The sequence below is a fragment of the Cupriavidus basilensis genome (assembly GCF_008801925.2).
GTDB lineage: Bacteria > Pseudomonadota > Gammaproteobacteria > Burkholderiales > Burkholderiaceae > Cupriavidus > Cupriavidus basilensis.
Map to the genome: position 1 here is coordinate 1,114,136 of NZ_CP062804.1, position 21,012 is coordinate 1,135,147.

General features: G+C 66.2%; 16 protein-coding genes. 8 read left to right on the top strand and 8 right to left on the bottom strand.

Going from position 1 to position 21,012, the window contains the following annotated elements; genetic code table 11:
• Positions 1-109: 109 nt before the first annotated feature.
• Positions 110-877 carry an IclR family transcriptional regulator domain-containing protein gene (locus tag F7R26_RS25860; RefSeq protein ID WP_150987218.1) on the top strand — a complete coding sequence of 256 codons (768 nt, stop codon included), beginning with the start codon at positions 110-112 and terminating at the stop codon, positions 875-877.
• 24 nt (positions 878-901) lie between these two features.
• Here F7R26_RS25860 and F7R26_RS25865 read toward each other — a convergent pair whose 3' ends face one another.
• From F7R26_RS25865 to F7R26_RS25880, 4 genes are all read right to left on the bottom strand, one after another.
• Positions 902-1,861 carry an AEC family transporter gene (locus F7R26_RS25865; protein ID WP_150987220.1) on the bottom strand — a complete coding sequence of 320 codons (960 nt, stop codon included), beginning with the start codon at positions 1,859-1,861 and terminating at the stop codon, positions 902-904.
• 72 nt (positions 1,862-1,933) lie between these two features.
• On the bottom strand, positions 1,934-2,995 hold the full coding sequence (locus F7R26_RS25870; RefSeq protein ID WP_150987222.1) for a porin: 1,062 nt from the start codon (positions 2,993-2,995) through the stop codon (positions 1,934-1,936).
• A gap of 341 nt (positions 2,996-3,336) precedes the next feature.
• Complete coding sequence (locus F7R26_RS25875; RefSeq protein ID WP_150987224.1) at positions 3,337-4,749, bottom strand: MFS transporter; 1,413 nt, start codon at positions 4,747-4,749, stop codon at positions 3,337-3,339.
• A 291-nt stretch (positions 4,750-5,040) separates the two neighbouring features.
• Entirely contained in the window at positions 5,041-6,000 is a 960-nt protein-coding gene (locus F7R26_RS25880; RefSeq protein ID WP_150987226.1) for a LysR family transcriptional regulator, read from the bottom strand.
• Positions 6,001-6,130: 130 nt separating this feature from the next.
• On the opposite strand from F7R26_RS25880, the gene F7R26_RS25885 reads away from it, so the two are divergent.
• Entirely contained in the window at positions 6,131-7,183 is a 1,053-nt protein-coding gene (locus F7R26_RS25885; RefSeq protein WP_150987228.1) for a Gfo/Idh/MocA family protein, read from the top strand.
• Between the two features lie 77 nt (positions 7,184-7,260).
• Entirely contained in the window at positions 7,261-7,710 is a 450-nt protein-coding gene (gene aroQ / locus F7R26_RS25890; protein WP_150987230.1) for a type II 3-dehydroquinate dehydratase, read from the top strand.
• Between the two features lie 398 nt (positions 7,711-8,108).
• Here aroQ and F7R26_RS25895 read toward each other — a convergent pair whose 3' ends face one another.
• Positions 8,109-8,942 (bottom strand): shikimate dehydrogenase family protein, encoded by an 834-nt coding sequence (locus tag F7R26_RS25895; protein ID WP_150987232.1) that lies wholly within the window; start codon positions 8,940-8,942, stop codon positions 8,109-8,111.
• A 468-nt stretch (positions 8,943-9,410) separates the two neighbouring features.
• Between F7R26_RS25895 and F7R26_RS25900 the strand changes: the two genes are divergently transcribed.
• The 3 genes from F7R26_RS25900 to F7R26_RS25910 all read left to right on the top strand — a co-directional run bounded on the left by F7R26_RS25900 (position 9,411) and on the right by F7R26_RS25910 (position 12,633).
• Positions 9,411-10,559, top strand: coding sequence for a 4-hydroxyphenylpyruvate dioxygenase family protein (locus F7R26_RS25900; protein WP_150987234.1), 1,149 nt, complete (start codon positions 9,411-9,413; stop codon positions 10,557-10,559).
• 195 nt (positions 10,560-10,754) lie between these two features.
• Complete coding sequence (locus F7R26_RS25905) at positions 10,755-11,774, top strand: hypothetical protein (RefSeq protein WP_150987236.1); 1,020 nt, start codon at positions 10,755-10,757, stop codon at positions 11,772-11,774.
• Positions 11,775-11,862: 88 nt separating this feature from the next.
• Positions 11,863-12,633, top strand: a complete 771-nt coding sequence (locus tag F7R26_RS25910; protein ID WP_150987238.1) for a class I SAM-dependent methyltransferase — start codon at positions 11,863-11,865, stop codon at positions 12,631-12,633.
• A 30-nt stretch (positions 12,634-12,663) separates the two neighbouring features.
• Here the strand turns inward: F7R26_RS25910 and F7R26_RS25915 are convergent, their stop codons facing one another.
• Genes F7R26_RS25915 through F7R26_RS25925 form a run of 3 tightly spaced genes read right to left on the bottom strand, consistent with a single transcriptional unit; the run spans position 12,664 to position 18,643 of the window.
• On the bottom strand, positions 12,664-14,163 hold the full coding sequence (locus F7R26_RS25915) for an efflux transporter outer membrane subunit (protein WP_150987240.1): 1,500 nt from the start codon (positions 14,161-14,163) through the stop codon (positions 12,664-12,666).
• 1 nt (position 14,164) lies between these two features.
• Positions 14,165-17,395 carry an efflux RND transporter permease subunit gene (locus F7R26_RS25920; protein WP_150987242.1) on the bottom strand — a complete coding sequence of 1,077 codons (3,231 nt, stop codon included), beginning with the start codon at positions 17,393-17,395 and terminating at the stop codon, positions 14,165-14,167.
• A 15-nt stretch (positions 17,396-17,410) separates the two neighbouring features.
• Positions 17,411-18,643, bottom strand: coding sequence for an efflux RND transporter periplasmic adaptor subunit (locus tag F7R26_RS25925; RefSeq protein ID WP_150987277.1), 1,233 nt, complete (start codon positions 18,641-18,643; stop codon positions 17,411-17,413).
• A 721-nt stretch (positions 18,644-19,364) separates the two neighbouring features.
• On the opposite strand from F7R26_RS25925, the gene F7R26_RS25930 reads away from it, so the two are divergent.
• Together F7R26_RS25930 and F7R26_RS25935 are read left to right on the top strand one after the other, a co-directional pair.
• Positions 19,365-19,823: a hypothetical protein gene (locus tag F7R26_RS25930; protein WP_150987243.1), complete on the top strand. Its 459-nt coding sequence runs from the start codon at positions 19,365-19,367 to the stop codon at positions 19,821-19,823.
• A gap of 284 nt (positions 19,824-20,107) precedes the next feature.
• A complete protein-coding gene (locus F7R26_RS25935) occupies positions 20,108-20,836 on the top strand; it encodes an IclR family transcriptional regulator (RefSeq protein WP_150987245.1) in 729 nt (242 codons plus the stop codon).
• Positions 20,837-21,012 lie beyond the last annotated feature (176 nt).

The window sequence follows — 21,012 nt, forward strand, 5'->3', positions numbered from 1 at the left end:
TGGGGCAAGATTAGGACTGATCGTAGGTGACAACAAGCGCAATTCGCGCGTAGACGTGCGACAATCGCGCGTATGCGAGCGACTGGCGCTCGGGACTAGGGTTTTCGCTATGGATAAAGCACCATTGAGCCGTCGGGACTGGATTGCCGGGCTGGAGAAGGGCCTGGCCATCCTGGAGGCATTCGATAACGACCATCCGCGCCTGACGCCCACGCAGGCGGCACAGCTCACCGGTCTCACGCGCACCGCGGCGCGGCGCTACCTGCTGACCCTGGAGCATCTGGGCTATACCACCAGCGATGGCACCTTGTTCAGCCTCACCCCACGCGTGCTCAAGGTCGGCTGGTCGTACTTCGACTCCGCGCGCCTGCCGCGCACCGTGCAGCCCTTCCTGCAGCAGATCACCGCCGCCGTTGGCGAGCCGGCTTACCTGAGCGTGCTGGACGACTGGGAACTGGTGTTTATCTGCCGCACCGGCACCAGCCGGGTGATGAACACAGGCTTCGTGCTGGGCGCGCGCGTGCCGGCGCCGCTGGCGTCCGCCGGCGTGATGATGCTGGCGTCCGAGCCGGAGGATAAGGTCAAGGCCTGGCTGGAAGGCTGCGTGCTCACGCCTTACACGCCGTACACCATCATGCAGCAGGACCGGCTGATGGCGGAAATCCGCCGTGCCGGCGCGCAGGGCTATGCCCTGGTCGAGCAGCAGTTGCAGATCGGCGTGCGGGGAGTGGCGGTGCCGCTGCGGGATCGCCATGGGAAGGTGATCGCCGCGCTCAGCGTGAATATGCAGATCGGGGACGAGAGCGCGGAGCAGGCCCTGGAGCGGGTGCTGCGGGTGCTGCAGGATACGGCGATCTCGATCATGCGGGTGTTGTGAGACTCGCCGCACCCGGCAGGCCTGTCAGGGGAGCGCGTGAAATGCGCCGAGCAAAAAGAGCAAAGCGCTGAGCGTGAAGAAGGAAGCGATGGTTGTGATCAGCAAGGTCACAGCGCTGAAATCTTCCTGCCCGTAGGCCTGGCCCAGGGTGGCGTAGATGCCCATCATGGGCATGGCCGCCATCAGCACAGCCGCTGCGCTAAGCGAGCGGTCGATCTCGGGCAGCCCGAGCATCGGCAGCATCGTGATCGCCAGCAATACGCACAACGGATGCAGCACCAGCTTGCCCACGACTATGGGCACAATGCGCGAGCCGAGCCCGCCCATGGGCAGTCCGACCAGCGTGCCGCCGATGACAAACAGGGAGAGCGCACTGCAGGCGCTTGCCAGCGTATCGACGGTACGCGTGACCGGCGCGGGCAATGTCAAGCCAAGCACCGACACCGTCAGCCCCGCGAGCAAGCCAAGGATCAGCGGGTTGCAGATCAGCCGGGCCAGCGCTTTGCCTAACGATTGCCACCGGCCCGCGCTGCCCGGTTTGCGCTCCGCCATAAAGAGCAGGAAAGGAATCACCAGCAGGTTTTCCACCACCATGTTGAGCGCGAGCGAAACGCCCGCTACCGGCGCCAGCGTCAACAGGAGGATGGGATAGCCGATGAACCCGCTGTTCGCACACGACATGCCCATCGCATAGAACGCGCTGGTGGCCGGATTCAGCCGGCTGACGCGGCGGCACCAGGCATAGCCCAGGCCGATCACCGCCCACGACCCGATACAATAAGCAAGCAGGTAGCTGACGTTGAGAATCTCGCCAACCTGGCGTTGCGACAGCGCGCGCAATAGCAGCGCCGGCAATGCCAGGTTGATCACGAACTTCCCGAGCACGCGCATGTCGGCCTTGGCAAACAGCCCGGCGCGGGTCGTCGCGAATCCCATCAGGATGAGGATGTAGATCGGCGCGATGATCGCCAGGATATTGAGCATGCGAGTCTTGTCGGAATTCTTGTCGGTATTTGTCGGACTGTCTGCTTGCCTGTCTAGGTCCGGCTACGCGCCTCAGAACTTGTGGCGAAGGCCGGCCATGAAGCCCAGCCGGGTCGTGTTGCCGAACGTATTGCCGCTGTTGTTGAAGTTTGGCGAACTGTTCAGCGGGATCCAGGCGCCGCTCAGGTGGGTGTAATCGACTGCCACATAGACGTCCGTGCGCTTGCTGAAGTTGTAGTCCAGCATGCCCGCGGTGGTCATGCGCTTGCCGCTCTCGCCGGCATGCTTGAGCCAGTCGTACTGGAAGGTGCCGATCAAGCTGAGCGCTTCGGTGATATTCACGCGCGCGCCGATATAGCCAACGTTGTTGCGGTAGTCGGCTACATCTAGGCGGTTGTTGGTATAGCCCAGGTAATACTGCGCGCGCGACGCCTTCCAGGTACCCCCCAGGCCCCACACGGTTTGCTTGCTGGCCTGCGCGGCTGGCACGGCGCCGAAGAAGGCGGAGGAGACATCGTGCGTGACCTGGTAGACGGCGCCAACCTCGATGGGCCCGGTGCTGTAGACCAGCGATCCGGCACTGGCGTTGCTGGCCTTGATGCTGCCCGCGACCTCGCCGAAGGTATAGGCCGCCGCCGCCTGCAGCCCGCCGAACGATTTGATGTACTTGATGGTGTTGTCGTAGCGCAGGCCGGTGTAGTTGCCGCCCTGGTAGCCGACGATGGAGTTGTTGGCGAAGGCCATGGCCTCGTAGGAGGACAGGATTTCGTGGGCGAGCGTGTATTGCCGGCCCAGCGCAAGCTTGCCGAAATCGCCGTCCAGGCCGATCACCGCGGTGCGCCCGAACAGGCGGCCGCCTTGCTGGCTGCTGCCGGTATCCGGGCTGAAACCCGATTCGAGGATGTAAAAGGCCTTCAGGTTATTGCCGAGATCTTCGGTGCCGCGCAGGCCCCAGCGGCTACCGGTGAGTTCGCCATCGGTCATTTCCCACTTGCTGTTGCCGGCGGCGTTCGCATGGGTGCTGTAGCGGATGGTGGTGTCGACAAGACCATACAGGGTGACGCCGGATTGCTGGGCGAATGCGGGCAGGGCGGCGCTCCCCAGAACGAGCAGGGCGGCGGCTTTCTTGTTCATGTCGATACTCCTCCAGATACTTTTCATATGGATATCAATATTGGTATTGTTTTTTTAAAAACGTGGGCTTGGTAATTCAATTCGATTCGATTCGATTCAATTTCATTCGATTGCGCTTTTCTTGTTTCAGCGCTTTCGGAGAAACGGGCCCCCCTTCGGTGCGTGCGATCGCACCGACATCCGGTGAAAGGAGCGTGACAGGGCCGTGATATCGGCGGTATCGCCGATATCGCCAACTAGTGCATATCGGTGGTGGGCGGCGGAGGTAGACCCTGGCTTCAGGGAGCGCTGGTCCGCGGCGGACCGGCTGCTCTGTGCTCCCTAGCCAGGCTGTGGTGCGCTCAGGCGGTTGCCCGGGCCACCTTTGTCTCGCCCATGGCCTCGGCGCGCAGCCGGTCGTAGTCCTGCTTGTCCATGGGGGCGGCGTTGGGCTCGCCGAGCTCGCTCATGCGGATGCGGTGGGTTTCGCGGGCACTCAGGGCTGCCAGGGCGGCAACGATCGTCACGGCGAGGGTAATCGCGCCGATCGTCAGCGGGATATCGGTCGATCCCGGAGGTGCCACGGTGGCGAACAGCGCGGGAAGCAAGGCGGTCACGGCGGTGCCGATATTCTGCGCGATGGCCATGGCCGACACGCGCGAGCGTGTCGGGAACAGCTCGGGGAAGAAGCTCGGGAAAACCGCGTTGTAGCCCTGGTAGACGATGCCCCACATCAACAGCGATGCCACGATGGCAAGCGGCACGTTATGGATGCTGATGGCGTAGAGATAGAGGAAGGAAAGCAACCCGGAGCTAAGCGCGCCAATGACGACCGGCGGCTTGCGGCCGATCTTGTCGGAGAGGTTGCCGACAATCGGAATGACCAGCACCGCGAGAATATTGCCTGCCACCGGAATCCACAGGTAAAGGCTCTTGTCGAAGCTGATGCCGTACGCCGGCTGCACCGCATAGGCCGCGCCGAAGATCGTGGCTACCACCGGGATCACGTTCATCAGGGACATGCACACCACGCGGACCATGTCGCGCCAGCTGAACTTGAAGGCTTCGATGATGGGCGAACGCACCACTTCGCCAGCCTTGGCTTCCTTGGCAAACGCTGGCGTCTCGGAGACTTCACGGCGGATGATGAAGCCGGCCACCAGCACGCCGGCGCTCAGCAGGAAGGGAATGCGCCAGCCCCAGGCATTGAACGCGTCCGACGGCATGTAATAGGCGAGCGGCAGGAAGACTGCGGCGGCCAGGATCTGGCCGGCCTGCACGCCCTGGAGCGTGAAGCTGGCGTAGTAGCCGCGGCGCCCGAACGGCGCGTGCTCCAGGATCATCGAGCTGGCGCCGGAGATTTCACCGGCGACCGCGAAGCCCTGGATCAGGCGCAGGATTACCAGGAGCACCGGCGCGAGCATGCCAACCTGGCTGTAGGTCGGCAGCAGGCCGACTGCCACGGTCGAGAAGCCCATCAGGAACATGCACAGCACCAGCACGTTCTTGCGCCCATGAGTGTCGCCCCAGTGGCCCAGGAAGAGGGCGCCGATGGGCCGGGCGATATAGCCGACACCGTAGGTTGCCAGCGAAGCAACGATGGCGACCTTGGGGTTGCCCGAGGGGAAGAAGATCTGGGGGAAGATCAGCGACGCCGCCGTCGCGTAGATGAAGAAATCGTAGTACTCGAGTGCCGAGCCGATCCAGCCGCTTGCAGTCGCCTTCTTGGTTTGGCGCTCGCCGTGCAGGTCACGGTCATTGAGGGTAGTAGCCAATTTCGTCTCCAATCATTGTTGGCTGGAAATTAAGCGATCCCTTGATCGTCGACAAGGCGAATTCTCGCAATTTGCGCGCTATTCGCGCAGACGGGGCGATATGCGCGCAAAAGTCGGGTTTCTACCAGAGGGATAGCACCCCAATCCGTTGCGAGGAGTGGTCGGATTCCACGTCCGTCTCAGGGGTGTGGCAGCCTCACCGGGGTTGTCTGCCCGATCAGAAAAGTGATTTTTAGATCATTCGACGCTGGTTGGTGTCGGTTCACGCCCTTTTTTCCAAGGTGCGGCACGCTACTCTGCTCCGGCTTCCAGGCTGGTTGCCAGCGCGTGTGGTCCTTGCGTCAGCTGCGCCTTGAGGAAATCGATGCAGGCCCGCATCTTGGCCGAGCTTGAGGCGCGCGCGGTGGTCACCGCCCATACGTCGGCCGGCTGGTGGTACGCGGGTAGCACGCGCACCAGTGCGCCGCTGCGGATGCTGCTGGCCACGTCCCATATCGAGGCCATGATGATGCCGTAGCCTTCGTGCGCCCATTGGCGCACGATATCGCTGTGGTTGGACGCCATGGGCCCGGTGATCTTGACGGTTTCCGTGCCGCTGGGCCCGGCCATGCGCCACACCCCGAAGCGCTGGTCGCGGTCCCGAAACGGCAGGCAGTCGTGCTGTGCCAGTTCCGCGAGCGTCCGGGGCGGGCCGTGCCGGGCCAGGTAGGCGGGCGCGGCGCACAGGATGCGGCTGCCCGGGGCGATCTTGTGGGCAATCAGGTGAGGTTCCAGGACCTCGCCCACGCGGATGTCGAGGTCGAAGTTCTCGGCGATCAGGTCGACGCGGCGGTCCAGCAGTTCCAGCCAGACTTCGAGCGCGGGATGGCGCTGGCGCAGCAGGGACAGCGCCGGGCAGAGGTGGTCGCGCCCGAGCCGCAAGCTGGTGCTGATGCGCAGCAGGCCCCGTGGCTCCGCGCTTGCGCCGCCAACCGCTTCCAGCATGCTTTCGACGTCATCCAGGATCTTCTGCGCCCACAGGAAGGCCGCTTCACCGTCGGCGCTCACGCTGACACGGCGCGTGGTGCGGTGGAACAATTTGACGCCGAGCATGGTCTCGAGGGCGGCGATGCGCTTGCTCACATGCGCGGCGGACAGGCCCATCTCGTTGGCGCCGGCGCTAAAGCTGGCGCGCCGGGCCACGGTGCAGAACAGGCGTAGATCCCGGAGGAAGGGATCATTGTTCGCTGATGGGACATTGTGAGTTTCCATGACGCCTGATTATCGTATCGACGTATAACAGTACGCTGTGCCGATGGCCCCCGTCCAGGCGGCCGGAGATGGGATTCACCCGGGGGCTCACCCGGGGTCACCCCACAGTCATCCCTCACCAGCACAGCAAATGACAAAGCTCAGAATCGGCATTGCCGGCGCCGGCCTGATTGGCCGCCGCCATATGGAACTGGTGCAGGCCAGCCCGGCCTGCGAGCTGGCTGCCATTGCCGACCCCGCAGCGGCCGCGGCCGAGGTGGCGCGCGCGACGGGCGTGCCCTTGTACGCTTCGCTAGATGCACTCCTTGCAGCGCAACGGCTCGATGGCGTGATCCTCGCCACGCCAAACAAGCTGCATGTGGCAGGCGCGCTGGCCTGCTTGCGCGCGGGCGTTCCGGCGTTGATCGAGAAGCCCGTGGCGCACAGCCTGGAAGAGGGCATGCGCCTGCGCCGGGCAGCCGAGGCCGCCAATGCAAAGCTGCTGGTAGGACATCACCGCGCGCACAGCCCGCTGCTGGCCCGCGCGCGCGCGATCGTGCAGGAAGGCGTGCTGGGCACGCCCGTGGCGGTGGTTGGCACGGCGATGTTCTGCAAGCCCGATGACTACTTCGCGGCGGCGCCGTGGCGCCGCCAGCGCGGCGGTGGGCCGATCCTGATCAACATGATTCACGAGATCGGCAACCTGCGGGCCTTGTGCGGCGAAATCGTGGCGGTGCAGGCGATGGCGTCGAACGCCGCGCGGCAGTTTCCGGTCGAGGACACGGTGGCGATCAACCTGCGCTTTGCCAACGGCGCGCTCGGCACGTTCATGCTGTCCGATAGCGCGGCTTCGGCGCGCAGCTGGGAGCAGACTTCGCGGGAGAACGCGGACTATGCCAGCTATCCGGACGAGGATTGCTATGTGATTGCCGGCACGCGCGGCTCGCTCGCGGTGCCCACCATGCGGCTCAAGACCTATGCGCAAGACCAGGACCGCTCGTGGTTCAAGCCCTTGCTGGCCAGCGTGGTCGAGCTCACGCGCGAGGACCCGCTCGCGCGCCAGCTCGCGCATTTCTGCGATGTGATCCGCGGCGCTGCCGCGCCGCTTGTCACCGTGCATGACGGGCTGCAGAATCTGCGCGTGACCGAAGCCATCGCCGAAGCCGCGCGCAGCGGGCGCATTGTCGAGACGATGGACGCCTGAGCCGGGTGTCTTCACGCCGGCGGCAACCGGCCGGCAACAATCAACCAGACCCATCAGAGGAAACCAGAGGAACCACCATGAAATCCGTACTCGTCCTGAATGGGCCCAACCTGAACCTGCTGGGCACGCGCGAGCCGCAGATCTATGGCTCGACCACGCTAGCCGATGTCGAGGCCAGCCTGCGCCAGCAGGCCGGCCAGCTGGGTCTGTCCCTGGCCTGCTTCCAGAGCAACCATGAGGGCGCCATCGTCGATCGCATCCACGCAGCGCGCACCGAAGGCGTCAGCTTTATCCTGATCAATCCAGGCGCCTTCACCCACACCAGCGTGGCGATCCGCGACGCGTTTGCCGGAGTCGCCATTCCCTTCGTCGAGGTCCATATCTCGAATGTCCACAAGCGCGAGGCGTTCCGCCACCACTCCTACCTGTCGGATATCGCGGAGGCGGTAATGGCGGGGTTCGGCACCCAGGGGTACGGACTGGCGTTGCAGTTCATCGCCGCGAAACTGGCGGGCACGCCGGCCTGACAAATCCAATGCACAAGCCGAAGCCGAAGCCGAAGCACAGGCCAAAGCCGCGTGCCATGACGACGGCTGTCTCTCTCACTCCCCTGGCCCCTCCCACAAGTGGGGGAGGGGAGCCAACCGGCAGGAGATTTTGAACATCGATTCGGTGTAGCCGTGATCCCGCACGAAGGGCGGGAATCACCCCAGCGCGATGCGAAGCGAGCCGTGAAGGTTCACCCAGGCCGTATGGGGCGCTCTGGGGTAGTCGCCCCATCCGGCGCGCCTTCTTTGCCTACTTTCTTGGCAAGACAAGAAAGTAGGTCGCCTCCCCGCAGGGGAGGTGAAACCGCCTTTGACTTTAAGCAGTTAAGCAGTTAAGCCGTTGAATTCACAGTGAAAACCGCACGAATGGCAAACACTCAATAGGCAATCCTGGCAACGGCGCGCAATTCCTCGGCCGTCGCCGTGCCAAAACCAAAGAATTCAAGATAGGCAGGAATCATCTCGAACAACATGTCGGTGCCCACCTGGACCTGGCAGCCGCGCTCCAGCGCCGCGCGCAGCAAAGGCGTGTACTCCGTCTTCATCACCACCTCGCCTACCCAGGCTTGCGGGTCGATGCGGCTGACGTCGAAGGGCAGGGGATCGGCCTCGTTCATGCCCAGCGGCGTGGCGTTGACCACCAGCTGGTAGCCGGCAGGATCGTTCGAGCCGGTGCCGACCTGCAATTGCGGGTAGTGCGCCTGCAGCCGCGCGGCCAGTGCCTGCGCCGAGGCGTCGCGCGCATCGAACAGGCCTAGCCGCGCCACCCCGGCGCCGGCCAGCGACGCGGCAATGGCCGAACCCACGCCGCCGCAGCCGGACACCAGCACGCTGGCGCCCTGCAGCTGGCAGCCTTTGCGCTGGATGCCGCGCACGAAGCCCGCGCCATCGAACTGATCGCCGAGCAGGGTGCCGTCGTCGCGCAGCAGTACCGCGTTGCAGGCACCGGCGATGCGGGCCGTCGGGGTGAGCGCGTCCACCAGCGCCATGGTGGAGACCTTGTGCGGCATGGTGATAAGCGCGCCGCGCAGGTTGGTCAGCCGGAACAGCGTGCGCAAGCCCTCGGCGAAGTGCTCGGCTTTCAGGCCCATGGGCACCACGACGGCATTGATGCCGCGCTGCGCGAACCAGGGGTTGTAGATCATCGGCGCCTTGAAGGACTCGGTGGGGTAGCCGATATGCGCGATGAGGGTGGTCTTGCCGTCGATCATGGTGGTGTCCGTATTACCTGTTGCCTGCTGCTTGTTGCTGTCTGTTCCGCAACGCGGAAGCGAGGTGGGTAGCGCAAGCTTAAGCGGTGAAATGAGGCGAACCAAGAGGTGTAGTGCGCAATATGCGCGATAGGCGGACGTATGTGCGCGCTTATGGGGCGAAATTCGGGTTTGCCCCGGTGGATGAGCCCATTTTGCGGGGATGGTATCGAAGATAAGGGTTTACCCTTGATTTGTGCGTTCATCGCGCGTCGGCGCACGAATAGCGCGACAGGCCGGGGCGCTCCCATTGTTGGCACGCGGGGCGCCGGCTACGCTTCGGCTGCCGACGGCCGACGGCCGACGGCCGACGGCCGACCCCGGCACGGCGCCACGGGGGGCACGGCGCCCGGGCTAGAGCGAAGCCATGGCCCTTGCTATGATGGCTCACACCCGCAGCCACCACGGACCACATAGAAAGGAGCACACATGAGCCGACCGGCAGACGTTTTTTCGCCGCGCGCCGACGATTTCCAGCCTTGGGAGAACCCGCTGGGCATCATGGGTTATGAGTTCGTCGAATTTGCGTCCCCCGATCCCGCGGCGCTTGGGCGTACCTTCGAGCGTTTCGGCTTTCGTGCCATCGCCCAGCACCGGCACAAGAACGTGAAGCTGTTCCGCCAGGGCGAGATGAATTTCATCGTTGACGCGGAGCCGGATTCCTTTGCCACCCGCTATGCCTCCGAGTATGGCCTCTCGATCTGCGCGGTCGGCATCCGCGTGAACGATGCCGCCACGGCATTCGCGCGCGCGGTCGATGCCGGTGCATGGCCGTTCGAGGCCGGCACGGTTGGCCCGATGGAGCTGAATATCCCGGCCATCCAGGGCATTGGCCGCTCCATCATCTACTTTATCGACCGCTGGCGCGGCAAGGAGGGGCGGCCCGGCGACGTGGGCGACATCTCCATCTACGATGTGGATTTCCGCGCGCTGGCGCCTGCCGCCACGGATACTGCCGCCACTACCACCGCTGGCGCTGGCCTGGCCCGCGTGGATCACGTGACGCAGGCGGTCGACCCCGGGCATCTGGAGGAGTGGCTCGATTTCTATCGCAAGGTGCTGGGCTTTCGCGAGATCCATGAGGTCAATGCCGGCTGGCATGTCGCGAGCGATTCCCGCGTGCTGCTCTCGCCCTGCGGCCTGATCCGCATCCCGATCTACGAGAAAGGCACGCAGCGCCACGACCAGATGGAGCACTACCTGTCAGGGCATCATGGCGAGGGCATCCAGCATATTGCGCTGGCGACCGACGACCTGGTGGCCAGCGCCGCCGCCCTGGCGCGCAACGGCGTGCGCTTTGTCGAGCCGCCCGCGGCCTACTACGACACTGTCGACGCACGCGTGCCGGGCCACGGGCTGGATCTGGCGGCCCTGCGGCGCTACGGCATCCTGGTAGACGGTGCGCTGCGTGCCGATGGCACGCGCGAGGCCTTCCTGCAAGCCTTTGCACGCCGCGAGGCCGGCGAGTTCTTCTTCGAAATCGTCCAGCGCGACAACTACCATGGCTTCGGCGAGGGCAACCTGCCCGCGCTGGAGGCCGCCATGGGCTCTGCCTCTACGCCCAACACCCCGGCTTGAGGGCCCGGATGGCAGCCGGCCCGCCTTGACGGCGCGGACCGGCTCGCGGATAGTGCGGTGCGCGGTATCCGCGTGGCCCTTTCCCAAGGTTTCCACGGTTCCTGCGGTTCCTGCTGTGCGTGATTCTCGCTTTGCCTCCCGCTTTGCCTCCCTATTCCTGGCCGCGCAGCCGCGGCCCTTGCGCCCGCCGTCAACATGACCTTTTGCTCGCTTGGTGCCGCCTCCGCGGATTCCCGACATATTGCCAGGCGGATGCTGGCGCCGGCCCTGGCGCTTTGCCTTGGCTTGTCCGCCTGCTCGCGGCATGAGGCCCCGCCCGCGGCGGCTGGCGCTGCTTCCGCGCAGGCCGCGCCGGCCTCCGCCGCGGTGGCGCAGGCTGACACCCTCAAGCGCGAGGCGTTGATCCTGCTGGCCTTTCCCGCCTGGCGCGACGACGACAAAGGCCGCGTGGTGCGCGCCGCGTTGCCGGACCCGGACTACAAGGGCACGGGCGAGCCGCCGCTGGTGGAGGGCACCATCGATGTCAAGCCGATCCAGGTGATCCGGCTGGACGACACCCATGCGGTGATGCTGACCGAGGGCATGGTGGTGGAGGAAGGCGGCACGCGCAACAATAGCTACGCGGCGGGTGCCTGGCTGGGCGCGTACTTCTTTACGCGCGAGGCCACGGCCAGTGGCGAAAGCCCCGGCGGATGGCGGCTCAGCCGGCGTGTTGATGGCTACGACTTCTCAGGCGGGCGAGGCTCGCTCGGCGAGTCCTCGATCGCGCAGATATCGGCCACGGACTTTGCGCTCACCCTGACCTGGGGCGGTTGCTGGCAAGGCTATTGCGGCAGCTGGGCCTCGTTCTATCGCCTGGCGCCGGGGCAGATCTCCACCCTGCTGGCCGGCGAGGCCATGAGCGCGGAGAATGCCGGCGCGCTCGAGCCATGCGAGCAGGCGCTGTCAGGCAAGTCCGACGTGCTCGCGCAACGCGGCGCGGATAGCCAGGACGCCGGCGAGCAGGTCTGCTTTGCGGTAGAGGGCAAACCGGCATTTGCCCTTGGCGCGGACACGCCGGGTGACCTGACCGTGACGTTCCGGGGCCAGGAGGTCAAAGTACCGGGAGGCGCGGCCAAGCCGCGGCGCAAATCGCTGGATGCGGTGGTGCGCTATCGCTTCCAGGACGGCAAGTATCAGGTAAGCCAGGGCGAGAACCCGGTGCCTTCGTTCTAGTTCCACTTCCTTGCCCCACTCCAGGGCCGCTGCGGCAAGGGGCTGGCTCCGGAGTGCCTGTCCAACGCACGAGAGAGAGACGCACACCATGACCGACATCCACCACGCCGCTGCCCAGGGCTTTTCCAGCCAGGCCGATACCTACGCCCGCGGGCGCCCCGACTATCCGAGCGCGCTTGGCGCCTGGCTGACGACGGAGCTTGGCCTGCAGCCCGGCAAGACGGTGCTGGACCTGGGCGCCGGCACCGGCAAGTTCAGCCGCCTGCTGCTGGCCACCGGCGCCAGCGTGATCGCGGTGGAACCCGTGGCGGCGATGCGCGCCCAGCTAAGCGCCGCCTTGCCCGCCGTGCAGGCGCTGGCGGGCACGGCCGAGGCCATCCCGCTGCCCGACGCCAGCGTCGACGCGGTGGTCTGCGCGCAGGCGTTCCACTGGTTTGCCAACGCCGCGGCCATGGCCGAGATCGGCCGTGTGCTGCGCCCGGGTGGCAAGCTCGGCCTGGTGTGGAACGTGCGCGATGAGTCGGTCGACTGGGTGGCGCAGCTGACCGCCATCATGACCCCGCTCGAGGGCGACGCGCCGCGCTTCTACAAGGGTGACTGGAAGAAGGTGTTCCCGGCCAGCGGCTTCGGCGAGCTGGGGCTGGCCAGCCTGCCTTACGAGCACGTTGGTCCCGCGCAGCAGGTGATCGTGGACCGGGTGATGTCGGTCAGCTTCATTGCCTCGCTGCCGGCCGCGGAGCAGGACGCGGTGCGCGCCCGGCTGCTGGCCGTGATCGACGGCAGCCCGGCGCTGGCCGGCAAGGCCAGCGTGGCGTTTCCCTACCGGACCGAGGCGTATAGCTGCCAGCGGCTGGCCTGACGGACACGCTGCGGACACACGGCGGGCACGCTACGGCGCGGCCGCCGGGCCCGGCGCGTTCGCGCTGTAGTCGAGCGGCGCGTCCGAAGGGCGAGGCGTGTCGCCCGCATGCTCGATCCAGCCGCCGCCGAGGAACTGGTAGAGATCGACCAGGTTGGTCAGCCGTTGCAGCCGGGCGTTGATCAGCAGCAGTTGCGCGCTGTAGAGGTCGTTCTGCGCGGTCAGCACGCTCAGGTAGCTGTCCACCCCGTTGCGAAAGCGTAGGTCCGACAGCACCAGCCGCCGTTCTTGCGAGCCGGTGAAGCGCTCTAGCGCCTTGATCTGGTTGTCGAAGGTGCCGCGCGCCGCCAGACCATCGGACACCTCCCGAAAGGCGGTCTGGATGGCCTTCTCGTAGGTGGCGATCTCGATGCGCTTCTGTACCTGCGCCAGGTCCAGCGCGGCGACGTTCTGGCCGCCCTGGAAGATCGGCAAGGTGATCTGCGGCGCGAACGACCAGGCGGCGGAGCCCGGCTTGAACAAGCCGCCCAGCGTGGGCGAGAGCGTGCCCGCGCTGCCGGTGAGCGTCACCCGCGGGAAAAACGCCGCGCGCGCCGCGCCGATGTTGGCATTGGCTGCCCGCAGCGATTGCTCCGCGGCGGCGATGTCCGGGCGCCGGGTCAGCAGGTCGGACGGCAAGCCCGCCGGGATGTCGGCCAGCAGGGCCTGGCTGTTGAGCGGCAGGCCAGGCGGCAGGTCATCCGGCAGCGGCTCGCCCACCAGCAGCACCAGCGCATTCTCGGACTGCGCGCGCAACCGGCTTTCCGTTTCCAGGTTGGCGCGCGCCTGCTCGACCACGCCCTCGGCCTGGCGCAGGGCCAGCTCCGAGCCCGTGCCGACGTCAAACTGCAGGCTGGTGATGCGCAAGGACTCCTCGGCCGTCACCAGCGTTGCGCGCGTGACGGCCAGCGCGTCGTCGTAGCCGAGCATGGTGAGGTACTGGTTCGCCACCGACGACAGCAAGGCCAGCTCCGCCGCCCTGCGGCTTTCCGCCAGCGACAGGAACTGCGCGAGGGCCTGGTCGTTCAGGCTGCGGATGCGGCCGAAGAAGTCGATTTCCCACGACGCGCTGAGCCCAACTGAATACTCGCCGGAGATGGTCTTGCCAAGGAAGGACAGGTTCTCCGGCGTGCGCGAGCGGCTCTGCGAGGCCACCGCGTTGACGGCCGGGAACAGGCCGGCGCGGCTGATCTGGTACTGCGCGCGCGCCGCCTCCATGTTCAGCACCGACACGCGCAGGTCGCGGTTGTTCTTGAGTGCGAGTTCCAGCAGGCGCTGCAGGCGCGCATCGGTAAAGAAGTCCCGCCAGCCGATCTCCGGGGCCGGCGTGTTGGCCGTGGCACTGGCGGCTTCCGGCTGGGTGTCGTAGACGCCGCCGGCCGGGAAGGTGGGGGCAACGGGGGCGGCGGGGCGCTCATAGCGCGGCTGGAGCGTGCAGCCGGCGGCCAGGATGGCGGTGGCGGCGGTGGCGATCAGTGCGAGTCTGGGCATCTCAATGTCCTTGGCCAGGCGTGCCGGCGCCGGCGCCGCTGTCGCTGCTGTCGCTGCTACCGCTGCCATCGTCATTGCCGCCGCCCGCATGGCCGGACGGGACGGGCGCAGGCGGCGACCCGGGCTTGTGCTTGGTCTTGCTGAACTTGCCGATCACGACGAAGAACATCGGGATCATGAAGATCGCGAGGAAGGTGGCGGTCAGCATCCCGCCGATCACGCCGGTGCCGATCGCATGCTGGCTGCCGGAGCCGGCGCCATTGCTGAGCGCCAGCGGCAGCACGCCAAGGATGAAGGCCAGCGATGTCATCAGGATCGGGCGCAAGCGCAGGCGTGCCGCCTCCACCGCCGCGTCGACGGTGCTCATGCCCTGGTCGCGCAGGTCGCGGGCGAACTCCACGATCAGGATGGCGTTCTTCGCCGACAGCCCCACCGTGGTCAGCAGGCCGACCTGGAAGAAGACGTCGTTCTCCAGCCCGCGCAGGGTGGCGGCCAGCAGCGCGCCCAATATCCCCAGCGGCACCACCATGATCACCGAGAACGGGATCGACCAGCTCTCATACAGCGCGGCCAGGCAAAGGAACACGACGAGGATCGAGATGCCATAGAGCAGTGGCGCCTGCGAGCCGGACTGGCGCTCCTGGTACGACAAGCCGGTCCATTCGTAGCCAATGCCGTCGGGCAGCTTCTGCGCGATGGCTTCCATGGCGTTCATGGCCTGGCCGGTCGATTTGCCCGCCGCCGCCGAGCCCTGGATCTCGACCGCCGGGATGCCGTTGAAGCGCTCGAGCTTGGGGGAGCCGAAGATCCACGCCCCCGAGCCGAAGGCGCCGAACGGCACCATCGTGCCAGCCGCATTGCGCACGTACCAGGCGTTCAGGTCCTCCGGGTTCATGCGGAACCTCGGTTCGCCCTGCACGTAGACCTTCTTGATCCGGTTGTCGGTATCGAGGAAGTTGTTCACGTATAGCGACGCCCAGGCAGTCGAGAAGGTCTGGTCGATGTCGGCGGCGCTGACGCCCAGCGCATTGGCCTTTTCGCGGTCGATGTCGACCTTGAACTGCGGCGTGTCGTTCAGGCCGTTCGGGCGCACCTGTGCCAGCAGCGCGTCCTTGGCCGCCATGCCGAGCAGCATGTTGCGCGCCTGCATCAGCTTTTCGTGGCCCACGCCGGCACGGTCCTGCAACTCGAAGTCGAAGCCTGCGGCCGTGCCGAGTTCCGGAATGGAAGGGGGGTTCAACGGGAACACGTTGGCGTCCTTGTATCCCGCAAAGTGCCCGAAAATCCGCCCGACCAAAGCGGGTGCTTTCAGATTGGCGGACTCCCGTTGGGAGAAGTCCTTGAGCCGCACGAACACCAGGCCCGAGTTCTGGCCGCGCCCGGCAAAGCTGAAGCCGTTGACCGTCAGCACCGCTTCCACGGATTCCTTCTCGCTGTTGAGCAGGTACTCCTGCACATCCAGCAGCACCTTGGCGGTACGCTCCTGCGTGGAGCCCACGGGCGCCTGCACCAGCACGAACATGGTGCCCTGGTCCTCTTCGGGCAGGAAGGCTTTCGGCAGCCGCACGAACAGCAAGCCCACCAGCAGGATCACCATCAGGTAGATGACCAGCCAGCGGCCCGAGCGCCGGATCACGTGTTCCACGCCGCCGTGGTACTGCTTCTGGCTCCTGGCGAAGGTGCGGTTGAACCAGCCGAAGAAGCCGGTCTTTTCATCGTGGTGGCCTTTCGGGATCGGCTCGAGCATGGTCGCGCACAGCGCCGGCGTCAGGATCAGGGCCACCAGGACGGACAGCACCATGGCGGCAACGATGGTCAGCGAGAACTGCCGGTAGATCGCCCCCACCGAGCCGCCGGAGAATGCCACCGGCACGAACACCGCCGAGAGCACCAGCGCCACGCCCACCAGCGCGCCGGTGATCTGCTCCATGGCCTTGCGCGTGGCGTCGCGCGGCGACAAGCCTTCCTCGGCCATGACCCGCTCGACGTTTTCCACCACCACGATCGCATCGTCCACCAGCAGGCCGATGGCCAGCACCATGCCGAACATCGACAGCGTGTTGATCGAGAAGCCAACCACCGACATCACCGCGAAGGTGCCCAGCAGCACCACGGGCACCGCGATGGTCGGGATCAGCGTGGCGCGCAGGTTCTGCAGGAACAGGTACATCACCAGGAACACCAGCACGATGCCTTCGATCAGCGTCTTGATCACTTCCTCGATCGACAGCGTGATGAACGGCGTGATGTCGTACGGATACTCCACCACCACGCCTTGCGGTGCGTAGCGCTGCAGGTCGGCCATCTTGGCGCGCACCGCCTTGGCCGTGGCCAGCGCGTTGGCGCCGGTGGCGAGCTGGATGCCGAAGGCTGCGGTCGGCTGGCCGTTGTACTTGGTGTCGAAGTTATAGTTCTCGCCGCCCAGCTCGATGCGCGCCACATCCCTGAGGCGCACCTGCGAGCCGTCGGTATTCACCTTGAGCAGGATATTGCCGAACTGTTCGGGGGTTTGCAGCAGCGTGGCCTCGGTGATGGTGGCTTGCAGCATCTGGCCCGGCACCGACGGCGTGCCGCCCAGGCTGCCGCCGGCAACCTGCACGTTCTGCGCGGCCACCGCGTTCTTGACGTCGATCGGGGTCAGGCTGTAGTTGTTCAGCTTGGTCGCGTCGAGCCAGATCCGCATGGCGTACTGCGAGCCGAACAGCGTCACCGTGCCGACGCCGTCGATCCGGCTGACCGGGTCCAGCACCTTCGACGCCACGTAGTTCGCCAGGTCGTAGCGGCCCATGCTGCCGTCCTTGGACACGAAGGCGAGGATCAGCAAGAAGCTGCTGCTCGACTTGGTGACCTTGGTGCCCAGTTGCTGCACGGCCTGCGGCAGCAGCGGGGTGGCCAGTTGCAGCTTGTTCTGCACCTGGACCTGCGCAATGTCCGGGTTGGTGCCGGCCGCGAAGGTCAGCGTGATGGTGGCGGTGCCGGAGTCGTCGCTGGTCGACGACAGGTACAGCAGGTGGTCCAGGCCGCTCATCTGCTGCTCGATCACCTGCGTGACGGTGTCTTCGACGGTCTTGGCGGAAGCGCCCGGGTAGGTGGCGCTGATCTGCACGGCCGGCGGGGCAATCGTGGGGTACTGGGCAATGGGCAGCGTGGTGGTCGCGGCGAGGCCGGCCAGCATCAGGATGATCGCGATCACCCACGCAAAAATTGGCCGGTCGATAAAGAACTTTGCCATGAAGCTGGCTCCCGGTTATTGCGCGGCCGATGCTGCCGATGCTGCGGAAGGCGCCGATGCCGCCGGCGCGCCGGCGCCAGCCATGGCCTGCGCGCCGGAGGCCGGCTGTGCCGGTACCTGGGCTTCGACCGGCTTGACCGTCATGCCCGGCTTGGCTTTCTCCACGCCGTTGACGATCACGCGATCGCCCGGCTGCAGGCCGCTGTCCACCACCCAGCCGCTGCCGTAGGTGCCGGTGGTGACAATCTGGCGTTGCGTCACCTTGTTGTCCTGGCCGACCACCAGCGCCACGGCCTGCCCCTTCGCATCATGCGTGACGCCGATCTGCGGCACGACGATGGCCTTGTCGTTGACACCCTCGTCGATGCGCGCGCGCACGAACATCCCGGGCAGCAGCACGCGATCCTTGTTCGGGAAGATCGCACGCACCGTCACCGATCCCGTGCTCTGGTCCACGCTCACGTCGGTGAACTGGAGCTGGCCGGGCTGCGGATAGGCGCGTCCGTCCTCCAGCAACAGCGTGACCTTGGCGGCATTGGCGCCGGTGGTCTGCAGGCGGCCCTCCTGGATCTGGCGGCGCAGCCGCAGCCCCTCGACGCTCGATTGCGTCAGGTTGACGTAGACCGGATCCAGTTGCTGGACCGTGGTCAGCAGCGTGGCCTGGCTGGCCTGCACATAGGCGCCCGGCGTCACCTGCGACAAGCCGCTGCGCCCGCTGATGGGGGACACGACATCGGTGTAGCCCAGGTTGATCTGCGCGGTTTCCACCCCCGCCTTGCCCGATGCCACGTCGGCCACGGCCTGGCCCAGCGCGGCCACGGCATTGTCGTAGTCCTGCTTGCTCACGGCGTTGGCCGCCACCAGGATCTTGTAGCGCTGGACTAGTGCGTTCTGCGTGCCCACGTTGGCTTGTGCCTTTGCCAGCACGGCCTTGGCATTGTTGAGCGCGGCAATGTAGGGCGTCGGGTCGATCTTGTAGAGGCGCTGGCCCAGCTTGACTTCATCGCCCTCGGTGAACTCGCGGCGCAGCACGATGCCGTCGACCCGCGCGCGCACCTGCGCGACCAGGAAGGCGCTGGTGCGGCCCGGCAGTTCGGACGTGACGGGCACGGTGGCCGGCTTGACGGTGACGACGCCGACCTCCAGCGTCTGCGGCGGCGGCGCGGCGGGCTTCTGTCCGCATGCAGCAAGAATTACGGCAACCGTCGCGGCACTGATATGGCGAAAGGGAACCCGCTCGATGTGCATGAAGGGACCTCGGAATCGGTGGAAGTGGACGGAAAGCGCAAACACGCGCATGCGCTGGCCACGCGGCATGGACAGGCGCAGCCGCAACACGGCACGGTGATCGAAGACGCGCGCCGGCAACTGCCTCCCCGGCCTTGCCTGCCGCTGGGCGGTTGTCGTGGATTCGGTTATGGACAGACGCGGCGATCGGGGCGCCTGCAATGGCCGCAAGCCTCGCGCGGCGTGCGGGAGTGGCCGCGAAAGCTTGGATGCCTGACCTTGCCATGCCGGGTGGCAGGACGAAGACGAAGAAGGTGGAAGGAGATGATTTCCGCAAGCTGGATGCGAGCCCGTCCGTATCAGTGCACTCACTCCAGCCATTGCGCGATCACTCCATCGTGTCGTTGCACGCTGTGGCCTTTCCAGCACCGCCACAGCCGGGCGAAATGGTGCACCACACCACTCTAGATCACTTGCATGACAAAGCAAGAAACGTCTCGAAGTATCGCGTGCCGCACGGCGCCGGGCCAAGATGTGGGCCATGCAGCGCGCAGCGTGGGAGCGGGGGCAAAACATCCGCTTTGCGGAATAAAACCGGGGCGCCACGCGTTTACCAAATGCAGGAACGCGCGCCGCGCAAGCGTGCCAGCGGGCCGGCAGGCAAACCGATGTGCTGCAGGATGCGGTTCGGGCAATGTCCCGGCGCATCGCAACGTCGGGCATTCGATCCTGGGATGACATCATGAGCAAGGCTCTGGGTGCCGTGGCGGCGTTACTTGCCGGCCTCGGCCTGAGCGCGCCCGTGGCGGCGCAGGTGGTAGCCGCGGACGCATGGAATGGCGATTCGTCGCCTTGCCAGCCGATGGCGGGGCAGGTGGAGCTTGACGGCTACCTGCAGCAGGTGGTGGGGCTGGCCTGCCTGCAGCCGGATGGCTCCTGGCAGATGGTGGATAGCTCGGGCGGCGCGGTGGCGTATGGCCAGCCAGCTTACTACTACGACCCTTGGTACTGGACGCCGGTTGGCGTCGGCTTTGGCGCGAGCTTTATCTTTGTCGACCGCTTTCATCACGCGCACAGCATGCGCCGTGTGTTCCTGCCCCGCCCGGGCGGCGGCTTCCATGGCGGCTCGCGCGGGTCGTTTGTCGGCGCGCCGCGCGGCGGCTTCCAGGGCGGGTTCCATGGTGGCGGCCATCATCATTGACGCAGGACGGCGCCCAGTGTGAATGCGCGACAGGCGCTGCCACCGGATGGCTTGGCCGCTCGCTTCGCGCGGGCCCCGTGTCGCTTCGCCGCAGGGCATCTGGCCAGCGGGGCGTCCCTCTGCACCCGCTCCCGGCACCGATTGACAAGGCTGGTACCGTTCTGTACCGTGGAATTCTGTGCGGCTATGCTGCTGGCTTTCCCCGGCCGGCGGGATGCCGGCCCCGTGCCACGCCGCCGCTCCGCTTTTTCTGCTTTCCTGACCTTTCCTGCCCTGTTTCCTTCATGCCACGTAAAGCCGCCCAGCTCTCCGAAGCCGACAAGCATGCCGCCGAAGGCGGTGCCGTAGCTGTAGACCGGGCCTTGTTCGTGCTTTCCGCGTTCCGCCTGGGCGACACCACGCTGAGCCTGGTGGAGCTGGCCCAGCGCACCGGGCTCTACAAAAGCACGCTGCTGCGCCTGCTGGCGTCGCTGGAGCACGCCAGGCTGATCCTGCGCCATACCGATGGCCGCTACGGGCTGGGCCCGGAAGTGGCGCGGCTGAACTCGGTGTATTCGGCTTCGTTCTCGCTCGAGCTGATCGTCATGCCGGTGCTGCGCCAACTGGTGCAGGCCACGCGCGAAAGCGCCGCTTACCACGTCGAACAGGGGGAGCACCGCCTGTGCCTGTATCGCATCGACTCGCCCCAGCCGGTGCGCGACCATGCCAAGGCGGGCGAGCTGCTGCCGCGCAACCGCGGCGCCGGTGGCCGCGTGCTGCGTGCGTTCAGCGGGGCGCGGGGCGAGCTTTACCAGAAAATACGGGAAGAGGGCGTCGCGGCGATGGTCGGGGATCGTCTGCCGGAGATTGCCGGCGTATCGTCGCCGGTGTTTGGCCCGGACGGCGAGCTCAAGGGCGCGCTGACCCTGACCTGCCCGACGCCGCGCTTTGACGAGGCTTTCCGCCCGCACGTCCTGCGGGCGGCCCGCGACCTGACCCTGGCGCTGGGGGGGACGTTCCCGTTTCCCGCCTGATCTGCCCCATATCGGTGCAAAGCCGATTCGGCGTGGCGCTTGCTCCTTGCATCTTGTGCCGTGCCCGGCATCCAGGCCGATGCCCGGCTTGTCGGGGGTGGCCCTGTCGGCGTCCGTGGCGATATCATGCGCCTTTGCGAAGTTGACCAACCAACCGGGCCTGCCTCTGAAGCCTC

Bases quoted from the DNA above. Each gene is read 5' to 3' on its own strand.
- F7R26_RS25860 (WP_150987218.1), top strand. From the start codon at position 110: ATGGATAAAGCACCATTGAGCCGTCGGGACTGGATTGCCGGGCTGGAG.
- F7R26_RS25865 (WP_150987220.1), bottom strand. From the start codon at position 1,861: ATGCTCAATATCCTGGCGATCATCGCGCCGATCTACATCCTCATCCTG.
- F7R26_RS25870 (WP_150987222.1), bottom strand. From the start codon at position 2,995: ATGAACAAGAAAGCCGCCGCCCTGCTCGTTCTGGGGAGCGCCGCCCTG.
- F7R26_RS25880 (WP_150987226.1), bottom strand. From the start codon at position 6,000: ATGGAAACTCACAATGTCCCATCAGCGAACAATGATCCCTTCCTCCGG.
- F7R26_RS25885 (WP_150987228.1), top strand. From the start codon at position 6,131: ATGACAAAGCTCAGAATCGGCATTGCCGGCGCCGGCCTGATTGGCCGC.
- aroQ (WP_150987230.1), top strand. From the start codon at position 7,261: ATGAAATCCGTACTCGTCCTGAATGGGCCCAACCTGAACCTGCTGGGC.
- F7R26_RS25895 (WP_150987232.1), bottom strand. From the start codon at position 8,942: ATGATCGACGGCAAGACCACCCTCATCGCGCATATCGGCTACCCCACC.
- F7R26_RS25900 (WP_150987234.1), top strand. From the start codon at position 9,411: ATGAGCCGACCGGCAGACGTTTTTTCGCCGCGCGCCGACGATTTCCAG.
- F7R26_RS25905 (WP_150987236.1), top strand. From the start codon at position 10,755: ATGACCTTTTGCTCGCTTGGTGCCGCCTCCGCGGATTCCCGACATATT.
- F7R26_RS25910 (WP_150987238.1), top strand. From the start codon at position 11,863: ATGACCGACATCCACCACGCCGCTGCCCAGGGCTTTTCCAGCCAGGCC.
- F7R26_RS25915 (WP_150987240.1), bottom strand. From the start codon at position 14,163: ATGCCCAGACTCGCACTGATCGCCACCGCCGCCACCGCCATCCTGGCC.
- F7R26_RS25920 (WP_150987242.1), bottom strand. From the start codon at position 17,395: ATGGCAAAGTTCTTTATCGACCGGCCAATTTTTGCGTGGGTGATCGCG.
- F7R26_RS25925 (WP_150987277.1), bottom strand. From the start codon at position 18,643: ATGCACATCGAGCGGGTTCCCTTTCGCCATATCAGTGCCGCGACGGTT.
- F7R26_RS25930 (WP_150987243.1), top strand. From the start codon at position 19,365: ATGAGCAAGGCTCTGGGTGCCGTGGCGGCGTTACTTGCCGGCCTCGGC.
- F7R26_RS25935 (WP_150987245.1), top strand. From the start codon at position 20,108: ATGCCACGTAAAGCCGCCCAGCTCTCCGAAGCCGACAAGCATGCCGCC.